The sequence below is a fragment of the Streptomyces sp. NPDC004435 genome (assembly GCF_042873895.1).
Taxonomy (GTDB): Bacteria; Actinomycetota; Actinomycetes; order Streptomycetales; family Streptomycetaceae; genus Streptomyces.
In genome coordinates this window covers 409,102-428,937 of record NZ_JBIAMB010000005.1, presented here as the reverse complement: position 1 = coordinate 428,937, position 19,836 = coordinate 409,102, and the positions used below count along the sequence as shown (strand labels likewise).

Sequence of the window (19,836 nt, the reverse complement as noted above, 5' to 3'; positions counted from 1 at the left end):
TGGTCGTCCGCCACCGCGCGGCTGGCCGTTGGAGCCATCGTGCGAGTGGCGGTCGTCCTCGCGACGGCCGCGGTGGCGTTGCGCAGGCTGGGGCCGACATCCTCGACGTCGAGCTCGAAGACCGTGCGCCTGGTGCCCTCCCGGTCTTCGTAGGACCGCTGGCGGAGGCGGCCCTGGACGATGACGCGCGTGCCCTTGCTCAGTGATTCGGCGACGTTCTCGGCGGCCTGCCTCCAGACCGAGCAGGTCAGGAACAGGGGCTCGCCGTCCTTCCACTCGTTGCTCTGGCGGTCGAAGGTGCGTGGGGTGGACGCGACTCGGAACTTGGCGACGGCTGCGCCCGAGGGAGTGAAGCGCAGCTCGGGGTCGTCGACGAGATTGCCGAGGACGGTGATGACGGTCTCGCCTGCCACGGAAAGCCTTTCGGATGGAAGGGGATGGCCCGCTAGGCGGGCCGCGAGAGATGTGGGGTCAGGAGAAGAGCGCGCGCCAGGTCTTCGGGCCAGGGAGGCCGTCGGCGTCGCCGCGCAGGTCCGGGCGCGAGAGCTGGAAGTCGCGAAGGTTCTTGCGGTCGGCCTCTGACCACTTCGAGCCGGGCCCGGAGGCGTAGTGCTTGCCGAAGCCGCGGGCGACGAGCTGCTTGCCGAGCATGGTGATATGCGCGTTGTTCTTTCCGGGCCCGAAGTAGGAGGTGCCGGGGAAGGGCGGCATGGGCTTGGCAGCGGACGGGAGGGAGCCGAGGAGCTTCCTGAGGGAATCCGGACCCGGAATGCCGTCTGCCGCCTTGCCCTTGAGGCCGATGGACAGCTGGTAGTCGCGGTAGTTGAGGGTGTCGACGTCGGTCCAGGTCGGGCCGGGGCCGGACGTGTACCGCTTGCCGAAACCGCGCTTGACGAGAGCTTCGCCGGTCCGGGTGATGTGGGCTCCACGGGCACCGTAGCCGTAGACGAGTCCGTTGATGGTGGTCTGGTAGCGGGCGATCGAGCCAGTGCTCGTGCCGGTGTCCCCACCGGGCGACGGGGCGGGCTTGTAGTCCCCGGCCGGCATCCCAGCGCGGACCCAGGAGTACAGCGCCGGTCCGGGGCACGCCGTGGCGAAGCCGTCCTTATGGCCCTTCTTCGCCAGGGTCCGGCCCGTCTTCCGACACGCCTCCTCGTACAGGGCGCGGGCGGCAGCCAGGGCCTTCGCGCTGGGCTCCTGGCTGCCGCCGATCGCGATCTGGACGCCGATCCCGCTCACGTTGTGGTCGGGGCAGTGAGCGCCCTGAAGGCCCCATCCGCGGCCCTCGTAGATCGTGCCCGCCTGGTCGACGACGAAGTGATAGCCCACGCCGGACCAGCCGTTAGCGCGGTGCTCGGCCTCGATGGCGCGCATGATCGCGAAGCCGGTACGGGAGACCGGGGTGCCGCCGTCGTAGTGGATGAAGAACTCGGTGCGGGCGCTGAGCGGGACGCTGTTGGGCGTCCCGGCCCAGGGCTTGGCGCCCCACTCGGCGCGGGTGACGATCTTCATGGTGGTGCCCTCCAGAGGCTGGGGTCAGGGAGGGAGCACCGTGAGGGCAGAGCGGGCCTAGTGTCGCGTCCTGCCGCTTGAGGAGCAGCGGATCATCCGTCGATCACCTCGGCGTCGACGACGGTGCCGTCCTCCAACGCGGGCCGGTCGGGGTACTCGACGGCGAAGAGCGTCTTGTTCAGCCGTTCGGCGAGGGCGCCGAGGTCCACGTGTTCCTCCGGCGAAGGCTCGGAGTCGGCGAGGCCGGTGATCTCGACGGCTAGGGCTGCGTCCTTGCCGTAATGGTGACGGTGCTGGCGCTCCAGGTACCACGCGTCCGCGCGCCAGTCCGGGGCGGTCCGGTCTTCGGTGACCTCCTCGACGATCTGTCCGGTCTCGGGGTCGCGGTACTTGCGGGTGGTGGTCTTGGTGACGATCCCGCCGTCGGCGACCCTTCTGATATTGGCCATGGCGCGAGCGGCGGCCATCGCGCGGGCCGTGCGTACCCGCTCGAACAGCTCGACGTAGGGGTCTTCATCGCGGTTGGGCTTCTGCCCTTCGTCGCGGGCGGCGGCTTCGGCGCGGCCTCGGGCCATCCACCTCCAGTACGTGGCGGCGCTGATGCCAGCGGCCTCGGCGGCGAGCTCGACCGCGATGCCGGACCGGGAAGCGGCCAGGATTCGGCTTTCGACTTCGGGGGACAGGAGGGTGGGCCTGCCGGCCCCGGGACGACGTGGCTTGCGGCGGTTCGACATGCTCAGGCGTCCTTGCGACCGGGCGTGAAGTGGTGGCCGCAGGCCGGGCAGGTGGTCACCTGGGGTCGTCCCTCGTCGTCAGGGCTGAGTTCGGCTTCCGTGCCGTAGCCGTCGTCGGGTAGGTGGAGAGTGGGGGGCTGGGTGTCGCTGTCGTGGATGGCGCCGGGCAGGGTCTCGGGGTCGACCTGGCGCAGCAGGGTCTCCAGTTCCTCGTCGGGGATGGCGAGGGAGTCGTAGAGATCGGGCTCGGCGGTGACGATGTCCTCGAAGAACGCGGCGAGCGCGCGGGGCTCCCAGCCGCCGTCCTGGGTGATGCGGTTGAGCTTGATGATCACGGCCTTGGCCTCGGTGTCGTTGCGAGAGGCCCAGCCGCGTTGGACAGGCACGAGCCAACCGCCATCGTCGTCGACGAGGATGCCGTCAGGTGTCGGCATGCCCCGGTGCTGCATCTCGTGCAGGGACTCCCGGCGGCCGTGGCCGCCGATGGCCAGGCCGGTGCGCTCGTCGACGATCGGCTGGTCCAGGAAGCCGTGGGTCTGGATCGATTCGATGATTCGCTCGATCTCGTGCTTCTTGGGGTTGCCGGGGCTCGGGGCCAGGTCGGCGAGGGGGATGTAGGTGGTGTAGCGGGGGGCGGGCACAGCCATCGGGGTCCTTCCGGCAGCGGGGGTGATGCCGGCGGCGGGCGCGGTCTGCGAGCCCGCGGACTTCAACCGCGGCGCCCTGCCTCGCACGCAGGACATGCCGTCATGGCCGGGCCGCGCTCGCCGCCGACCCGGCACCGCCCTCGTTCCGGATGGGGCAGTGCCGGGGCTCGTCTGCCTGTGGCGACGTCACCATGGGCAGGCGAGCCGGGCGGAAGGTAAGAGACGCCGGCCGGTTACGTCGTCGCGTGGGCACAGCCGGCGAAGCGGGCCAGGAGTGTCGACGAGGGCGGTTCAGTCGCTGGTCGTCTGGTCGCGTCGGCTGATGGCCACCAGAGGTCGCCGTCCCAGGTGACTGAGCCGGGGGTGCCTCGGAAGGCGAAGGACACCTCTGTGCCGCCGACGGCGCCCCCGCTCGAACTCCGAAACAAGAGTCCCCACTACACACCGGGTGACGGGTGCTGTACTATTTTTCTAGCTGGGAGAGCGACCCAGCTATCTGGGCCTAGGTGTAACGGATTTCCGCCCCATACGTACGTAGGGGCGACGCCCCAGCACCCCGCCCGGGAACCGACCCGAAGAAGCCCTGGGCGTACCTGGGGTGAGAAAGGACTGCCATGTCGAACGACGCTGGCCAGACGACGGAGACCCCCCTGTCCCTTGGGGACGCTGCCCTGCTCTCGGCCTTCGCCAAGCACTTCAGGACCCGCGTCGTGCCCCTGATCGACGAGAAGGCGGACGCCGTCAAGGCCCCGCTCCTCGCCGCTTACGCGGACCCTGACAGCGGCATCAAGTCCATCGACGTGAGGATCGGCGGAGTTCCGATCGCCACGCACACTGTCTCTGTCTCCAGGGGCAAGTACGAGGTGGCGGACGAGGAGAAGTTCGCGGCCTTCGCCGATGACTGCGGTGAATGCGAGGTGATCATCCAGGTCCGGCCCGCCTTCCGCGACGCCATGCTCAAGCGTGCGGTCTACGACAAGACGACCGGCATCGTGGTCGACAAGCTCACCGGAGAGCCCATCCCCGGCCTCCGGTACATCCCGGGTGGGAAGGCCACCGGGTCGATCAGCACCAAGTGGAAGGACGGCGGCCAGGAGGTCCTGGAGGCGGCGTACGCCAGCGGTCAGCTCCGCAGCCTGCTCAACGGGGTGCCCATGCTCCCCGCGCCCGAGCAGCAGTAGCCGACCGCCAGCCCCAGCAGCCCGGCCGCGCTCACAGTGGCCGGGCCCCGCTTCGAAGGACCTTCTCCTTGTCCAGCCACGCCCAGATCAGCCCTGCCCTCGGCGGGGGCATATCCGACCGCGCGTTCCGTCTCTACTGCTTCCTCGTGATCGAAGGCGGTGGCGAGTGGGTCACCGTCCAGGACGCCGCCGACGCCTGCACCCTGACCAACCACCAGGCGCGCAAGCCACTGTCGGACCTGCGAAAGGCCAAGATGGCCGAGTCCCGCCGTGTCTACGAGATGGGCTCCAAGGGCCGTAAGACCTGGCACACCCACTTCCGCACCCTGGACCAGACGAACGGGGCGGCAGCGTGATCGACCGCAGCGCCCTCCGGCGTAGCCCCCGTCGGAAGTACCACGTCGAGGTCGAGTCCGAGACCGTCCGCGATACCAACCTCAGCTACCGCTCCCTCGGCATCCTGACGTACTGCCTGGACCAGCACGAGAGCTGGCAGGTGCGCAGCGAACAGCTTTCCCGAGGCGAAGGGCGCGAAGGCCGCGACGCCATCCGGAAGTCGCTTCACCAGCTCGCCAAGTACGGCTACTACCGCCTGGAACGGCGCCGCTTCCGCGACGGCAAGACCGTCATGGGTGCGGCGATCAGCGAGTACCCCATGGAGCAGTGGGCCCGCGACTACGAGATCTTCGGCGAGGACCTGACGATCCCCGTCGTCGAGCAGCAGGACGGCTCGTGGCAGGTCCGCTACCCCGACGACACCTACGGGCCGGACGGGATCACGGCCGGCACAGTGCCGGGCGCCGACGACGCCCCGGCTGACGGCGAGCAGACGCCTGCCCCCGAGCCGGAGGTCGACACCGAAGAGGTCCCGGCCAAGGAGGCGAAGCGGCCCCTGCCCCCGGCGGCCCGCGCCGCCGCCGGGCAGAGGAAGCGCAGGCCCGCCACGCCGCGCGCCACGAAGAAGAAGCCGGACGAGGGCTCTGCGAACGGCGAGTCCCCCGAGCCGAAGAGGAAGACCCCGGCGCAGGAAGTCGCCGCCTGGTACTACGACCACGCCACCAAGCACCTCGGCCCGTACGCAGGACCCAAGAAGTCCGGCTGGTACTTCGGTCTGCTCAAGCTCAGCGAGCAGGCCCTCGAAGCCGGTTACGAGAAGCAGCAGGTGGCCAAGGCGTTCCAGCGCACCGGGGTGCACTGGCCGAACGCTCCTCACTTCCAGCGGGCGCTGAGCGACGAACGCAACAACGCCCCGATGCCGGTGCGGTACGGCGGGCGACCCGCGCCCTACAACGACACGGCCACCTGGGGCCCCATCGGCAGCGACGACCCGCCGCCCGCCCCCGCTCTCGACGAACCCGTCTTCAGCGTCGTCCCCGCCTAACGAGAGGAGCCCGCAGTGAGCACCATGACCATCGAGCGGCACCGCGGCGGACGGGAGCCGATGCCCCTGGGCAACATCGTCAGCGACCGCATGCTCGCCGCCCTCAAGCGCGGCGGCGCCGACCTCTCCCAGCTCGGAGTGAACGCCTCCGGGCACGACGACGGCGGACTGTGGGAGGACGTCGCCGTCCCGCAGGCACACGCGCGAGCCCTGGCGTGGCGCAACAGCGTCCTCGCCGCCGACCACGACGACTACCTGAAGTGGCGCCTCGCAGACCTCGACGAGAACCAGGGACCGGACCGGTTGAAGGGCTGGCTCGACAGCCTGGTCGCGGCCAAGAAGACCCATGCCCGGCCCAGCACCATGAACTTCGTCGTCGCGGGCAACGTCGGCTCGGGGAAGACCACCGGCATCCTCGCGCTCGGCAACGAGGCCAGTGAGCGGGGCCTGTTCGTCCGACTGGTGCAGCACTCCACCTACCTGGCTTGGCGCCGCCCCGACGGCGGGCCGAACGGCATGAGCAAGTACGACGTCCGCAAGCGGTTCGTCGAAGAGCCCGACCTGCTCATCCTCGACGAGCTGTGCGGCGAGATGGACGGAGTCCAGACCGACTTCGTACGCCGGGAGACCACCGACCTGGTCGGCTCCCGCATCGCCGCAGGCAAGCCCACGGCGTACTCCACCAACCTCCGCCGCGACGCGATCAAGGCCATCCTCGGCGAGCGGCTGCTCTCCCGCATCGAGGACCGCGCCTACCTGATGAAGGTCGTCGGCAAGGACCGGCGCCAGCCCCGGCAGGCCCTCGACTGGTGAACGACCCCGACGCCTCTGGTACATGCCCAAGGCATACCTGAAGCGCAGCAGGGGGTGACGCTATAGGGTTTGGGCAACCGAGAGCCGATGAGCATAGGCATCTCGGGCCGACCCGAAGCGAAGGAACACCCATGTCCAAGCTGCCTGCTGCGCGTGCCGTCACCCAGGGAGAACGCGAACTACGCGACTGGCACAAGCGGTTGCGTTTCGGCGCCGCAGGCGCCGGATTCGGCATGATGATCGCCAGCCTCTACCAGCTCCACTGGGCCGGAACGCTCGTAGGCTTCCCCACGATCGCCGCCGGCGCGATGGCCGTCTCCCTCGAAACCCTCCTCGCCTTCAACGCGGGCGCGGTCACGACCATCCGGCGCCGCGATGCCGATGGCAACGAGACCGGCTACTACTGGTCGCTCTGGCTGATCTTCGGATTCCTGCTCACCATCTCGATCGCGGCCAACGTCGGCCACGCCATGGCCGCACTCGCCACATGGTTCGGCAGTGGCCAGGCACCCCAGGTGCTCAACGAGAACCGTGCCTGGGTCTACGGCATCGGATCCGCTGTGGCCGCGATGGTCCCCCTCGGCGGTAGCTTCGGGCTGCACATCTCCGGGTTCGTCCGCGCTCACGGAGCCGGATCGGACTGGGTGGACCCTGACGGCACCTGCGTCGCCCAGGACGAGGCGACCGCCGCCCCGCCCGCCCCCGCGGTCAGCGAGGACGCCGCCGAGACCGCCGAGCCGGTCGTACCCGAGACCGAGGAGGAGCGTGACACCTCCAAGGAGGACGACGAGAGCGGCCCTAACGAGGACGACGAGCAGGACGACGACAGCGACGCCACGCTCACCGAGGAGCAGCTGTACGCGATCTGGAAGGACGCCCGCGACAAGAACGAGGAGTCCCGCTTCGGACGGTTCGGAGATCTCAACCCCTCGCAGCTCGGACGCCGCCTGGGTCACACCCCGCAGAACGGGCGGAAGAACGTCGGGCCCCGCTTCGAGGCCCGCTACAGGGCGGAGAAGTTGAAGGAGCAGGGCGGGGGCGTCAACATAGACGAGCTGGCCAAGGCGACGGAGTCGTCCTCCTGACCTTCGCTGAGAACGACGTACGACGCGGCGGGCGCACCCTCTTCGGGGCGCCCGCCGCAGTCATGAGCGGCCACGGTGGGCCGACGGGCGGGCGACGGTGCCTCGCGGAGCTGCATCTGACCCTCCGCCCGCCTTGAAGAAGGGCGATCACCCCAGGTAAAATTAGTACAGCAGACGTCACGCCGCGATCTTAGGGGCGTACCCGTCGCAACATCCGGGAGAGCAGCCCGGATACCGACCCGAAAGGCACCACCATGGCTGGAATCACCACGCCGCAGCGCACCCGCAGGAGCCGCCGGCCGACCGGCATGCCCAACCCGCCGCTCGTCCTGTTGACCGGGCTGGAGAAGACCGGGAAGAGCTTCGAGGCCGCACGCGGCACCGGCTCCGACCTCGTCGGCCGATCCTTCTGGATCGAGATCGGCGGCACGGAAGGCACGGCCGACTACTACGGCCGCGTCCCTGGAGCCGACTACGAGATCGTCGAGCACGACGGCTCCTACCAGGACATCCTCGACGCGATCCGGTGGGTCAACCACCAGCCCCGAACCGACGGCAAGCCCAACCTCCTGGTCATCGACACCATGACCGCCCTGTGGGACATGCTCAGCGACGAGGTCGCGAGGTACGCCCGCAACAGGGCCATCCGCAAGGCCGAACGCAACCGCTCTCGCATCCCCACTCTCGACGACCCCGTCGTCGTCGACTCCGACCTGTGGAACCGGGCCAAGGACCGCTGGGGCGAGGTGCTGTGGCAGATCCGCCGCCACCAGGGCCCTTGCCTCCTGCTCGCCCGCACCGAGATCGTCACCGCCTTCGAAAACGACAAGCCCACCCGGAACACCACCCGCAAGATCAAGGCGGAGCGCAACCTCCCCGCCGCCGTCGACGCAATCGTGGACCTGCACGCCATCGGCGACGCGTGGCTCACCGGAGTCCGCAGCCTCCACATGGACATCCGACCGGGCGAGACCCAGCGGTTCCCGGACTTCACGGTGGACGCCCTGCTGCGCCGCCTCGGGCTTCAGGACGCGGCCGACTCCCGGTCCGTCTCCGAACTGCGTCCCGACGCCACCCTGGGCGAACCCCTGCCCGGATCGCCCGCCCCGCAGCAAGCACCATCCCTGACCAGCGAGCAAGCAGCCGAGATGATCCGGCGCGCGCTCATGCACCCGAACAACCCGGAGGCGGAGCTGCGCGTGCTCCGCGAGCAGCACGGCCGCCTCACCCTCGGAGCGGTCACGACGCAGACGGGATGGGGAACCATGAGTGCCGATGACCTCATAGACCGGTCCCTTGAGCACCTGAAGACGAAGGCCGAGCAGGCTCAGGCCGAAGCGGGTCAGCAGGCCACAGGAGCCACCTCCGAGACCGGCGACATCGAGCAAACCCTGGGTGGGCCCGAGCAGGGCTCGTCGAGCACCACGTCCGACGAGCCCGAACCCGAGCCGGACGACTCGGTGCCGCCGCCCCCGGACCCGCAGCAGCCGGAGCCGGGACTCGAACCGCTCGAAGAGATCAGCGAGGCCGAGGAACCGCAGGACCTGCCCACCCGCGTTCCCCGCCCCGCGCAGGCAAGCAAAGTCGACCGCGTCATGACCGTCCTGCTCACCGAGGCGGAGATCCAGGCGCGCACCCTCGGGATCACCCGTGACGACCATCTTGCCTCCCTCGCGTCCGAGGGCGCCGTGACGATGACGAGGCTGCGCAACTACGTTGCCCGGCACCGGCACCAAGTCGCCGACCTTCTGGAGACGGACGGGCACCAGGGCATTGCCGACGCGTACCGCCGCGCAGGCACCCCGGAGCTGAAGATTGCGCAACTCTTCGCGCCCCTGCACGCCGACCTGGCCGCCACCGACTGACCCGGCACGCAACACCTCGGCGCACCCGCGAGCGCCGGTCGAACCTGAGGCGCGCGCCTCGTGATCTACGGATCGTGCAGGCGCGCGCCTCAGCCGTCCCCGCCCGCGCGCCCCGAGGCACGGTTGCTCACCGGGCGCGCCCGAGTTCCCTGCTCGCTGCGCACCGGAGCGCACTCCGCCCGTTCGCACCGCAACCGGGGCCAGGCGGGCGATCCCGACGCGGCGGCCGGCACGCGCCCGAGCGATCCCGAGCGTTCAGGCGCGGGCGGGCGCGCTCAACCGGGCCGATGACAGAGGCGCGCCGATGCGCCCCCGTACCGGCTCTCGGCAACTCGGCGCCACCATCAGCCGCCCACCCCAAGAGCAACCAGTTGCGCGCAACCACCTGACCTGCGAGAACGGGCGCGTTGCGCTCCATTCCGCAAGAGGGCGTCCCGGGTCGGTTGCGCATCCCGAACCAGGCGGACATACCGAAGGGGCGCGCCTCATCGCGGGCGCGCCCCTTCGGTGTACGCGTGGTGATCAGGAAGCCGGTTGCGGGTGCCGGCGCTCGAAGCGGCGCTGCTCGCGCGCCTCCTTGCGCGCCTGGTGCGAGTCGGCGCGGACAGCGTGGAGCAACCGCGAGAACTCCTCCGGGTGGTTCTCGGCGAGCAACCGCATCGCCTGAAGCCGATGGTTCGGTGCCGAGGGCAACCGGCCCCAGCGCGCCTCCGCGTAGTCCAGGGAGTACCGCAGGAAGCGCAACTCGGCTTCGAGTCGGGAGCACAGTTGCGATGCCCGGGCTTCCTGGGCCTTGCGCGACTCGCCCTCCACCTTCGGCAGGAAGGCGAGCGGGTTGCTCATCATGCGCTCGGCAAGAGCGAAGGTGCGCGGGGCGACCTCAGGGTTGCGGAAGGCGAGGCCCTGTACGAGGTCGCGGCCGGCGCGCGGACCACGACCGGCGCTGTCCGCCACGAACTGGCGCCACTCCTCGACGAACGCCTCGTCGTCGAGCTGGAGCAGGAACTCGGCCTCGTCGAGCGCCAGGTCCTCGACCGCGGCTTCTACGGGCTGGCGGGCAGCCCTGAGCTGATCGCGGAAGGTGTTGATGCGGGCCTGGTACTCGCGCTTCGTCTCGTCCGGGCTCTTGGGCAGGAGCGTCTTGAACTCGCGGGCTGCGCGATTTGCTGTGGCCAAGGTGCGGCTGGCCACCGCAGCAGCGCAGAAGGCCGCGGCCTGGACATCGCGGGAGACCCGACGATCCGTCTCGCCTCGGACGAAGGACACCCAGGCGTCGTAGAACGCCTGGTGGGTCATCTTCGTCAGGCGTTCGGCCTGTGCCGATACCTGCTCGGCAGGCGGCTGCTCGGCCATCCCTACGATTCCTCCTGGTCGCGGCGGCCCCGAGATACGGCTCGGGATAGTGGCGGTGGCCGCCTCGCAACCGACCCCACTCCGTGTGCCGGTTCATCGCAGGAGCAGCCGCTCCCCGGCCCTGCGCGCCTGCGCGGCGCGCCGTGGTCTCGGGCTGTTTGTCCCGTCGGCCCGACCCGGGAGAAGAAAGGCTTCCCAGGCACCGACAGGCAGTCCTCAACGCAGTGAGATCGGCGGCGAGGCGGCCACCTGAAAGCGAATGGTACCCGCCGGCCCTGGGCGGGCCCGCGCGCTGACCTACTCGGGGGCGTTCGCGCTGGCGGGAGTCGTGGCGCGTTCGATCACCGGAGCGATCCGGGTCGGCTTCCACAGCAGGTCGTAGGTGCTCTGCGACACGGTGAGGACGGCGATGATCGTGGCGAAGGTGAGCGAGCCGTGCTGGAACTGCTGCCAGCCACCCGACGCCGCGACCGTCACGACGCCGGCGACGAGCGCGAGGACGACAGCGACGATCTTCTTGACCTGGGGCGACCAGACGGGTCGCTGCACGATCGCGGTCAGCAGCGGCAGGAGGGCGCCGACCTGGGCGCCGGTGGTGAGGGAGTCGACGAGCGACATGGTGTGTGCCCTTTCCGATGATGGAGATGGAAGGGCGCGAGCGTGGACGACGGGACACGGTTGCGTCTTGTGCTCAGGGTCGTGCGGTCTCGCGCTGCTCGACGTCCGCCGCGATCTCGGCAGGCGGCTCCGGGGCCGTGCGGCCCAGCGCAGTTCGTACGAGACCACGCAGGTCGTGGATGTACTCGATCGCGCTCGCCTTCCATCGACGCCACTGGCGCTGCTCCTCCTGTAGGTCCTCGACGCGGCGTTCGAGGTCGGAGTACTTCGCTTCCAGCGAGGCCATCCGGTCCAGGGTCTGGGTGGCTACGGCCCTCTGCTGCTCCAGCAGGCTGGTGAATCCGTCCGTCACGGTCTTGACCGCGCTGGTGGTCGCGTCGGTGTCGTTCTTCCGCTTGGTCTGCCGATAGGCGAGCCAGGCGCCTCCGAGGACGCCGATCATTCCGAAGAGGGGGGCGAGCAGGGGTGCTGCCGACACGAGCCCTGCCACTGGCACTCCCTGGGCTATCGATCGAGTGTGGGTGCGCGGGAGCCGGGGCCTGGAACGGGCCCGCGGCTCCCCGCAGGACGTACGGTGCACCCTGCGCGGACTTGCGTCTCGTCCTGCTGCGTCATGCCGGGGTGATCCCGGCCGTGCTGTTCCAGGCATCGCGGACGGCGGTGAGGATTTGCTCGTCGCTGACGGCGGCCTGGGCGCTGTCCGTGTCGGCGGGATCGTGGCCGGCGGCTGCCGTGGCGGAGACGATCGGATCGGCGGCGATGGCGGGCGCGAGGCCCGGGCTGGTGAAGTCGCTGGGGTTGAGGACGCTGCGGGCGAGAGAAACGCGCAGCGGGTACCCGGCCGTGGTGGGGTCCTCGGCCAGGACTTCGCGCGCGACACGGGTGAAGGCGGTGCGCACCCGGGCGGCGAAGGTGGCGTTGCGGACGAGGTAGTTGTGCTCGTCGAGGAGCGAGCAGACGGGCATTGGGTTCCTCACTTGGTGTAGGTGACCCGCAGTTGAGGCGGGTAGGTCTCGCCGTAGCCGCGGGCGCGGCCGTAGTACGTGGTGCTGGAGTTGTTGGGGTCGAGGGCGATACCTCGCCAGCTCGTGCTGTCGAACACGCCGGTTATATCCACCCATTTGCCGACGTTCTTGCCCCAGTCGACGGTCATGGCCTCGGCGTCGCAGGAGAACGTTGACGGACGGCTGGTGTGCTTGTGGGCCTTGATGACCGCCTTGCCACCCGCGTTGCTGTACCAATGGTCGAAATAGAGGTAAATCTCCGCTTTGTTGATCGTGGCGCCGGTCAGATCCGTGGCGAGCGCGGAGGAGAAGCCGATGAGGCTCGATTGCATTCCGTTGGTGGAGCTGTAGTAGCCCTGCATGGCTTTGTTGCCGTAGTAGCTGTTGTACGAGCTGCGGTTGGCGTAGGACCCCGACCACGTGGCCGGGTACGTCTTGACGTACCGCTGAACCGGAGGAGTGGCCGTGCCGCCGCCCGTGTTGTACTGGCCGGTCTCCGGGATGTACGGTCCGACGTCCTCTATGTAGAAGACCCCCGGGTGGTTCGAGCCACCGAACAGCCGGACGGTCTGCCCCGCCGGGCCGGACTGGACACGAAACGTGGTGAGCAGCCGCCGCAGTCCGACACCGAATGACCAGCCGGACCGGACGGTCTCCAGACGAACACGGTGATACCCGGCCCCCGCGATGGGGTAGATCGCGGACTGGATCTGGTTCGACGAGATCGTTGGCGTCGAGGCGCCGCCATCCCGCAACGTGAGGACGAGTTCACCGCCGGCCACGCTCGGGTCGGCGTAGCAGTCGAGTACCACCCGGTACATGCGAGGGCCCTCGGCTTCGAAGGCGAGCTCCACGAAGCCGTAGTCCGTAGTGCTGGCAGAGACGGCGCTCGCCTGGTAGTCGATTGCGACGAGGCCTCGGGCTCCCAGGGTCAGGTGCTGTTCGATCGGGTCACCGCCGATGGTGAGCTTGCCGGCCACGGCGAGGTCACCGAATCCTGCGTTGCCGGTCTCGTCGATCGTGGCCACAGCGACGCCACCGTTGGACAGCGACAGGTAGTTGGGCCGACCCGTCATGAGGGCGACGGCCTCGTCGCCTGCGTCGTCGAAGAGTTGAAGGCCCTGCGGAGAGAGTTCCGCGCGAGCTCCAGCCGCTCCGCTGGAGACCACGACGCGGGCGGAGACGTTGTCGAAGGCGACACCACCGGCTGTCCCTGAGACGGACGCGATACGGATGCGGACCCGGGTCGTGTTCGCAGGCGCGGCCTCTGCGGGTACTCCTGTGAGGCGCTGCCACGTGCCGCGTACGGCGGCACCGTCGCCTGTGGTCACGACGCTCGTGCCGATGACCGCGCTATCTGCGCCGAGCCATTCGGCGTAGATGCTGATCCTGGACCCGGCCCAGTCGGCGGAGGCGAGATAGTCGACGCCGAACCACATCCGCTGGTTGGGGACCGCGGGCAGGTCGGCAAGCGTGAGCGCCCGGGTAGCGGCGGTCGCGCTGATCGCGTCGACCCTAACGGCGCGCGGCGAGTTGTTCCCCGTCGTGATCGACCAGTTCGCGGCCGTGGCCACACGCTGATCGGTGACGGCGCCCTCGAAGCCCGGGTCGGCGATGATGTTCCCGTCAGCACCGAGCGCGAGCCGATCGGCCGTGAGTGCTCCGGCCTTGACGTGGGTGGCTTCGATCGCGCCCGCAGAGATCTTGGAGGCCACCACCGAGTTCGCGGCCAGCTTGTCCGACGTCACCGACAACGCCGCGATCTTCTCGGCCGTCACCGACAGGGCAGCCAGCTTTTCGGCCGTCACCGACAAGGCGGTCAGCTTTTCGGCCGTCACCGCGTTGGCCGCGATCTTGTCGGCGGTCACGGCGAGCGCGGTCAGCTTCTCGGCAGAGACGGACCCGGCAGCCAATTCGAAGGCGGTGACGGCACCGGCCTGGATCTCCCGGGCCCCGATCGCGTCCGCAGCGATCTTCCCGGCCGTGACCGCATCGGTGGCGAGTGCTGCCGTCGTCACCGATCCGACGACCAGGTTCGTCGAGTCCACCACGCCGGTCTTGAGGACTTCGACCGTGACGGCGTCGAGCTCCATCACGCCGCTGGCGCTGGACTGTCCGCTGCCGTAGTTCAGGTACAGGATCGGCGAGATGAACCGTACGGCGTCGTGCACAACGCCAGGGGCACGCGGATCGGCTGCGACGCCAGGCGTTCCGAGGCCGTCGGGAGCCGCGCGTCCACGCAGGTAGCCGATGTAGGTGGTCCAGTTACCCCCGACGGGTTGGACCGTGTTCGAGGCGGCTACGTAGTGGGCTGAGCTGTACGTATTGGCCCCGTGGCGGGAAACGAGGGTGACTCCGTCGGCGGCGATGCCGAGCGCGCCCACGTACAGGGCGTCGGTGCCCGATGCTGAGCCGCTGGTGGTGCGGGCCCTGGCGGATATCCGGTACAGGACATCGGGGTCGTACGGGATCTGCACGGTGCCGCGAACCACCAGGTACCCGGTCGCGCGGCCGACGCTCTGGCCCGTCGGAGCATCCGCCAGGGGCAGGTGCTCGAACTGGGCTCCGGGTGCCTGGTTGAGGACCTGCCACGCCGCGGGGTCGGCCATCGCGTCGACGTACCTCTGGGTCACGCCGTCGGCGAGTGACCCGCCCAAGGCGTTCATGGTCACCGCACCCTTGGCGATCTTGTCCAGGGTGACGGCGGCCTTGGCGAGCTTGTCCTCCAGAACAGCGCCGGCCGCCAGAGCAGTGGCCCCGACCGCTCCCAGCGCGATCTTCGTCTCGGTGACCGCGTCCCGGGCCAGCTTCGTCTCGGTGACGATGCCGTCGATCAGGTCCTGCTCGACGGCCTGTCGAGGGGTTCCCTGCACGGCCGCTGATGCCGGGCCTGTGGTCGTCGCCGTATTCGCTGCCATCAGCCGCACCCACACAGGGGTGTAGCCGTCGACTGCGATGGTGACGGTACCGCCGAGGGGCGCCGTGATCGTCGCGACGTGGGTACTCAGGTCCGGGAGGAAGTCAGGCGACGGTCCGATGTGGACCTGGACGAGCGAGAAGTCCGTCGGGGTGGTGTAGGAGTCGTCCCACTGGCCGTCCCACCCGACGACGAGTCCGGCGAGGACCGGCTCCACCGACGGGGGCGTCGGGGTCGGCGGCGGCGGGGTGTTCACGGCGACCAGGGCGACGCCGCCGTCTGGCTGGACGCCGACCGAGCCGCGCAGCTCGCCGGTCTCGTCGTAGATGTCCATCGAGCCGCCCTCGATGGAGGAGTACGCGGCCTGCGACGTCCGTTCCAGCGCCTGGAGCCGCTTGTCGTACGAGGCAAGGAGCCGTGCCAGGTCTCCACCAGGCCCGGGGTCGAGGATCTTCACCATGCTGCGGACCATGCACAGGAGGTGTTCTTAGCGTCGCGTGTCGGCCCTGGGGCGGCAGCGTCCCCATGGGGTGATGGCGATCCGGATTCCTGGCGCACGACCTGGCCTTGGCCGTACGATCGGCTTGTGATTCCTCCCCGCGCACGCGGGGATTCTGCTGCTCCCCGCGTGTGTGGGGATGCGCCTGGTGGATGCCCAGGCGGCCTGTCGATGCCCCAGTTCGTGGTGCGTCGCCCACCGCAGAGGGAGGAACCACCCACACGATGCCCAAGCTCACGATTGCGGCTCTCGCGGCTCTTGTCGCTTCGCCAGCAGAAGATCCTGTGCTCTACGTCGACGAGGACGAACGTCTGACCGTCGGCCCTGCGGCTCACGCAGGGCACGCCAATATCGTGCTCCGCCAGGAGGCCCTGGTCGATCTGCTGGGGGCTTCCGCCGATGACGGCGTGGAAGCCCAGTGGAACGCCCTCGACGAGAACTTCAGCCAGGAGCACGTCCTGGAGCACCTACGCGCGGAGGCCGAGGAGGGCATCGAGCGCGTCCTGGCCGAGCGTCGTGACCTGGAGGACCAGGAAGCGGATGTGAACGGATGACCGGCGGACGGCAGGAACTGGACCTGCTTACTCACCCTTGGATCAGCGTGATGGACCTGCGGTCGGGCGAGGCTCGCGAGGTCGGACTGATCGAGCTGTTCGACCGGGCCGAGGAACTTCACCTCGCCCACAGCGGTCTGGAAGGAGTGGTCGTCTTCCGGCTGATCGCTGCCCTCTACGACGCTGCCGCCGGACCGACCACGACGGCGCAGTGGGATCGGGCCTGGACGGCACCCGCCTTGGACACCGCGCCCATCCTGGCCTACTTCGAGCAGTGGCAGGACAGGTTCGACGTCTTCCACCCGGAGTACCCGTTCCTCCAGTGCGCTGCCGTGACCCGACCGACTCAAAGCGTCGGCGTGCTCAACATCTCCCGCTATGGACGCGGGGGCGGCTTCTTCGATGGGCGACTCGCGCGAGGTGTGGACGAGCACCCGCCCATGACCCCCGTCCACGCCTTCCTCGCCGCCCTCGTCATGCTCGGGTACGACGTCGCCGGCATGAAGACCCCGCATCCCGACGACCCGCGCGGGAAGGCCGGAAACCGGGTGGGGATGCTCGCGCAGGTCACCCACGCGCACTTCACGATTTCCGGCACGGTCAAGGACATGCTGCTGCTCTCGCTGCCGCCTGCTCCCCGGACACCCGGCGACACGCCAGCCTGGGAGCGGCCCAGCCCTGGTCCCGCGCACGCTGCGCGGCCGATCACGGGGCGCTTGGATCTGCTCACCTGGCCCAGCCGCCGTGTCCGACTCTTCCCCGGACCGGACGGCGCCGTGCGCAAGGTCGGGTTCTACCCAGGAGACCGGTCAGTCCAGAGGACCTGGGACGAAATTGCCGAGATCGACCCCATGACCGCCTGGATTCGACAGCAGAAGCCCGGGAGGTCCATGAAACCGGGGAAGCTGTTCCCCGTCAGCGTTGTGGCATCTCACGGCAGCGAGCGTGTCGGGGCGGCGGCCAAACTGCTCACCAACTTCGGGCACTGCGCGGCTCTCGACCATGTCCTGGCAGCGTGCGAACGCGGAGTCCTCTTGCCTGAGCAAGTGGTCACCGCGACCCTCGCGCACGTCACCCACACCGACCCGAAGAAGTCCCTTCTCCAAGGGGTCCATGTCCAGCACGCGCCGCTCGGCGTTGCCGGTGAGCTCGCTCGCGTGGAGGAGCGGGCCGTTTTGGACAAGATGGCGAGCGGCGTCGCCAGGGTCAGGTCCGAGTTGGCTGAGCTGCACGCGAGGGTTACAGGCAGGCCGCACGCGCCCGCGCTCCTGCGCGACCTGTCGGGAGAGTGGGCGGAGGTGGTGCTCACCGAAGACCGCGCCGGGGCCCTCGTCGATCTACGGGAAGCTCTCCTCGTCGAGATCGACGACGTCCTGATGGCGCGGAACAGCCTCTTGAACCACGAGCAGAGGGCTCGGGTGGAGGCGGAGAGGAGGCGGCTGCGCGGCCTCGTCCGAGACGCGCTGGACCAGAGGGTGCCGGAGGTCGTTGGAACTCAGTAGTGGAAGGAGTCGGAACGGCGGAGGGTCAAGGTGACGGTGCCGTCGGCGCTGATCTCGTCGGCGACGATCCGGTGCCAGACGTCGAGGTCACCGACCCAGGGGACGTGGACCTGCACGCGGATGTCGTCACCGAGTGCCCAGGAGCCGAACCTCGCGTTGGGGTGGTCGACGATCTGGATGGACGGAATCTGAAGGGCCTTTGTCCGTCCAGCAAGCTCCAGTTCGCCCCGTCGGCGGAGCGCGGTGGGGGAGACCAGCGTCTTGTCGGTGACCGTGGTGACTCGGCGGAGTCGTCCGTCGAAACGCGCGATCTGCGCGCGGGCCATCTTGCGACCCTCACCGCGGCCTAGGACTACGACTTCGTTGGCGTAGTCGTCTCCCATGCCTTCCGGCCGGGCGATGGCGACTATGTTCTCGTCGCCGGCGAACCGCAGGTCGTGCCGCTTCCCGCCGAGGCGGGGTCGGCCGAGGCGGAGGCGGTGTGAGATCTCGTTGCCGTCCGAGGTGGCCCAGGAATGGTCCTCGCGCCAGTCAAAGGGGATGGTGCGAGTGAGGGTGTCGAGCGTGGAGCCGCAGTCGGGGTTGTCCCACCACGCCAGCTCCCACGGTGAACTTCCGTCTGCGGCACCGAGTTTCTCGCCGTGGTCGTGCTGGTCGATGGTGAGGCCGATGTTCCCGTACGGGCGGCTTTGGACGTGCGCCCAGATGTTCCGGAAGGCGTCGAATGCGTCAATTCGCGGACCGCCATAGGGCTTTGGTGGCGGAGGAACGCGTTGGGTTCCTTTCTTGCCGTCGACCCAGCCGTCATGGTTTTTATCTTTTCCGGCAAAAGGGTCTTTCGGGGTGATGAGCTGCCCGGAGATCATGTAGCTCTCGTACGGGATGCCGTGCGGGTAGCAGGACAGCCCTTCGGCCTGGATGGTTGCCTTCGAGCCTTCGTAGCTCGTCTTCGTGACGATGCCGCCCCAGCGGATATGCCCGTCGACTTCGAGGTACAGCTTCGTCGCCCATTCCTGGAGGATCGGCTGCCCGTCCGCACCTCGCATTCGGGCGTACTCCGGCTCGATGGTGCCGGTGAGCGAACCGGGGCCGGACAGCTCTCTCCTCGGGTTCGAGGACAGGCTGAGGGGCACATCCCAGTCGAGGATCGCCTCCGGCAGCGCGCGCTGCGCGATGTACCGCCAGGCCATCAGGTTTCGTCCTCGGTCGGGTCCTCCGCCCAGTCGACGTCGAGCACACAGGTCGTGGCGACGTCGGCCTGCAAGACGCCAGCGTTGTCGTCGTCGAGCGAGATCATCCCGGACAGGGTCTGGACCGTTCCCCTCATGGACGAGGGGATGGAGATGGTGTCAGCCGAGATCAGGTGGATGCGCTGGGAGCCGTCTCCGGCGCCGGTGTCGAGCGTGACCGACTCGCCCTGGAGCGAGCCGAGCTTCCACGCCGACGAGCCCCATACGCCGCCGCGCATCACCTGCACCCCCGCGACCGTGAGCATGATCCGGGCTTTCGTCGCCCAGGGCGGCACCTCGACCGTCCAGCGGGCGGCCGGCGGCCACGCGACCCACTGTCCCTTGCTGTTGCCGGCCCAGTTCTGGTCTCCGCTCGGCGAGGACGTGTAGAGACGTCGCCGAGCGCGGGGAGCCACCATCTCGCGCAGGTCCTTGATCATCGCCTGGGTGATGGAGGACGTGTTCGCGGGGATGTCGATGCGAGCGAGGGTGATCGACGAGTCGTTGGGACGGACTTGCCGGACGCTCGTGGTCGTCGCTGGAACGTTCGAGACGATCCGGGTGTAGATGTACGGGCCGACCGTTGGGTCTCCGGGCAGCGGCCACGTCTCTCCGGCCGAATACGGGTTCTCGATCCGGGCCACCACCAGATCGGAGCGTTTGGCTGCGCCGGTCGCGGCAACCGGCACCTGGTCCGCGCTCGGGAGACGCGCGGCGTACGCCTGATACCGGCCGCCCGGCGCCCTGTTTAGGATCGCGCACGCCCCCGGGTAGACGTTCACCGCAGCCGCGGGCGACGAGAGCGCCCGGACCTGAAGGTCACCCGAACCGACGATGCCCTCCCCGCCGGCGAATGCGGCGTAGGCCAGCAGCCTAGCCACTTCGCTGGAGTGCTCGGCGCCGCCTTCGGTGAACCACGGCACGGAATCCCACGCCACCGTC

General features: G+C 69.1%; 18 protein-coding genes and 1 pseudogene. 8 read left to right on the top strand and 11 right to left on the bottom strand.

The window, feature by feature from the left end:
- Positions 1 to 50: 50 nt before the first annotated feature.
- The 4 genes and pseudogenes from ACFYT9_RS12050 to ACFYT9_RS12035 form a co-directional block, all read right to left on the bottom strand.
- Positions 51 to 413 (bottom strand): annotated as a pseudogene (locus ACFYT9_RS12050) (single-stranded DNA-binding protein); the annotation flags it as partial.
- Positions 414 to 471: 58 nt separating this feature from the next.
- Positions 472 to 1,512, bottom strand: coding sequence for a peptidoglycan-binding protein (locus tag ACFYT9_RS12045; protein ID WP_389162628.1), 1,041 nt, complete (start codon positions 1,510 to 1,512; stop codon positions 472 to 474).
- 92 nt (positions 1,513 to 1,604) lie between these two features.
- Positions 1,605 to 2,246 carry a hypothetical protein gene (locus ACFYT9_RS12040; RefSeq protein WP_375880954.1) on the bottom strand — a complete coding sequence of 214 codons (642 nt, stop codon included), beginning with the start codon at positions 2,244 to 2,246 and terminating at the stop codon, positions 1,605 to 1,607.
- A gap of 2 nt (positions 2,247 to 2,248) precedes the next feature.
- On the bottom strand, positions 2,249 to 2,893 hold the full coding sequence (locus tag ACFYT9_RS12035) for a ParB N-terminal domain-containing protein (RefSeq protein ID WP_389162625.1): 645 nt from the start codon (positions 2,891 to 2,893) through the stop codon (positions 2,249 to 2,251).
- 614 nt (positions 2,894 to 3,507) lie between these two features.
- Between ACFYT9_RS12035 and ACFYT9_RS12030 the strand changes: the two genes are divergently transcribed.
- The 6 genes from ACFYT9_RS12030 (at position 3,508) to ACFYT9_RS12005 (ending at position 9,218) form a co-directional block, all read left to right on the top strand.
- Positions 3,508 to 4,074: a hypothetical protein gene (locus tag ACFYT9_RS12030; protein WP_389162622.1), complete on the top strand. Its 567-nt coding sequence runs from the start codon at positions 3,508 to 3,510 to the stop codon at positions 4,072 to 4,074.
- A 68-nt stretch (positions 4,075 to 4,142) separates the two neighbouring features.
- Positions 4,143 to 4,430 (top strand): hypothetical protein, encoded by a 288-nt coding sequence (locus ACFYT9_RS12025; RefSeq protein ID WP_389162619.1) that lies wholly within the window; start codon positions 4,143 to 4,145, stop codon positions 4,428 to 4,430.
- Positions 4,427 to 5,455 (top strand): hypothetical protein, encoded by a 1,029-nt coding sequence (locus ACFYT9_RS12020; RefSeq protein WP_389162618.1) that lies wholly within the window; start codon positions 4,427 to 4,429, stop codon positions 5,453 to 5,455. Before ACFYT9_RS12025 ends, ACFYT9_RS12020 begins: the two co-directional genes overlap by 4 nt.
- A 15-nt stretch (positions 5,456 to 5,470) precedes the next feature.
- On the top strand, positions 5,471 to 6,268 hold the full coding sequence (locus ACFYT9_RS12015; RefSeq protein ID WP_389162615.1) for a hypothetical protein: 798 nt from the start codon (positions 5,471 to 5,473) through the stop codon (positions 6,266 to 6,268).
- A 131-nt stretch (positions 6,269 to 6,399) separates the two neighbouring features.
- The gene (locus tag ACFYT9_RS12010) at positions 6,400 to 7,353 is read left to right on the top strand and encodes a hypothetical protein (RefSeq protein ID WP_389162612.1); all 954 of its coding nucleotides are present in this window, start codon (positions 6,400 to 6,402) and stop codon (positions 7,351 to 7,353) included.
- A gap of 254 nt (positions 7,354 to 7,607) precedes the next feature.
- Positions 7,608 to 9,218: a hypothetical protein gene (locus ACFYT9_RS12005; protein WP_389162610.1), complete on the top strand. Its 1,611-nt coding sequence runs from the start codon at positions 7,608 to 7,610 to the stop codon at positions 9,216 to 9,218.
- A gap of 522 nt (positions 9,219 to 9,740) precedes the next feature.
- On the opposite strand, the gene ACFYT9_RS12000 is transcribed toward ACFYT9_RS12005, so the two are convergent.
- The 5 genes from ACFYT9_RS12000 to ACFYT9_RS11980 all read right to left on the bottom strand — a co-directional run bounded on the left by ACFYT9_RS12000 (position 9,741) and on the right by ACFYT9_RS11980 (position 15,570).
- On the bottom strand, positions 9,741 to 10,571 hold the full coding sequence (locus tag ACFYT9_RS12000; protein WP_389162608.1) for a hypothetical protein: 831 nt from the start codon (positions 10,569 to 10,571) through the stop codon (positions 9,741 to 9,743).
- A gap of 297 nt (positions 10,572 to 10,868) precedes the next feature.
- Positions 10,869 to 11,189 (bottom strand): hypothetical protein, encoded by a 321-nt coding sequence (locus ACFYT9_RS11995; protein WP_389162605.1) that lies wholly within the window; start codon positions 11,187 to 11,189, stop codon positions 10,869 to 10,871.
- A 73-nt stretch (positions 11,190 to 11,262) separates the two neighbouring features.
- Positions 11,263 to 11,679 (bottom strand): hypothetical protein, encoded by a 417-nt coding sequence (locus ACFYT9_RS11990; protein ID WP_389162602.1) that lies wholly within the window; start codon positions 11,677 to 11,679, stop codon positions 11,263 to 11,265.
- Between the two features lie 121 nt (positions 11,680 to 11,800).
- Entirely contained in the window at positions 11,801 to 12,154 is a 354-nt protein-coding gene (locus tag ACFYT9_RS11985) for a hypothetical protein (protein ID WP_389162599.1), read from the bottom strand.
- 8 nt (positions 12,155 to 12,162) lie between these two features.
- Complete coding sequence (locus ACFYT9_RS11980) at positions 12,163 to 15,570, bottom strand: hypothetical protein (RefSeq protein ID WP_389162596.1); 3,408 nt, start codon at positions 15,568 to 15,570, stop codon at positions 12,163 to 12,165.
- Between the two features lie 263 nt (positions 15,571 to 15,833).
- On the opposite strand from ACFYT9_RS11980, the gene ACFYT9_RS11975 reads away from it, so the two are divergent.
- Together ACFYT9_RS11975 and casA are read left to right on the top strand one after the other, a co-directional pair.
- The gene (locus ACFYT9_RS11975; RefSeq protein WP_389162595.1) at positions 15,834 to 16,163 is read left to right on the top strand and encodes a hypothetical protein; all 330 of its coding nucleotides are present in this window, start codon (positions 15,834 to 15,836) and stop codon (positions 16,161 to 16,163) included.
- Positions 16,160 to 17,665 carry a type I-E CRISPR-associated protein Cse1/CasA gene (gene casA / locus ACFYT9_RS11970; RefSeq protein ID WP_389162592.1) on the top strand — a complete coding sequence of 502 codons (1,506 nt, stop codon included), beginning with the start codon at positions 16,160 to 16,162 and terminating at the stop codon, positions 17,663 to 17,665. The genes ACFYT9_RS11975 and casA overlap by 4 nt, the downstream gene beginning before the upstream one ends.
- Here the strand turns inward: casA and ACFYT9_RS11965 are convergent.
- The gene (locus tag ACFYT9_RS11965) at positions 17,659 to 18,855 is read right to left on the bottom strand and encodes a hypothetical protein (protein ID WP_389162590.1); all 1,197 of its coding nucleotides are present in this window, start codon (positions 18,853 to 18,855) and stop codon (positions 17,659 to 17,661) included. The two genes, casA and ACFYT9_RS11965, sit on opposite strands and share 7 nt — an antisense overlap.
- The gene (locus ACFYT9_RS11960; protein ID WP_389162587.1) at positions 18,855 to 19,832 is read right to left on the bottom strand and encodes a hypothetical protein; all 978 of its coding nucleotides are present in this window, start codon (positions 19,830 to 19,832) and stop codon (positions 18,855 to 18,857) included. The genes ACFYT9_RS11965 and ACFYT9_RS11960 overlap by 1 nt, the downstream gene beginning before the upstream one ends.
- Positions 19,833 to 19,836: the final 4 nt, after the last annotated feature.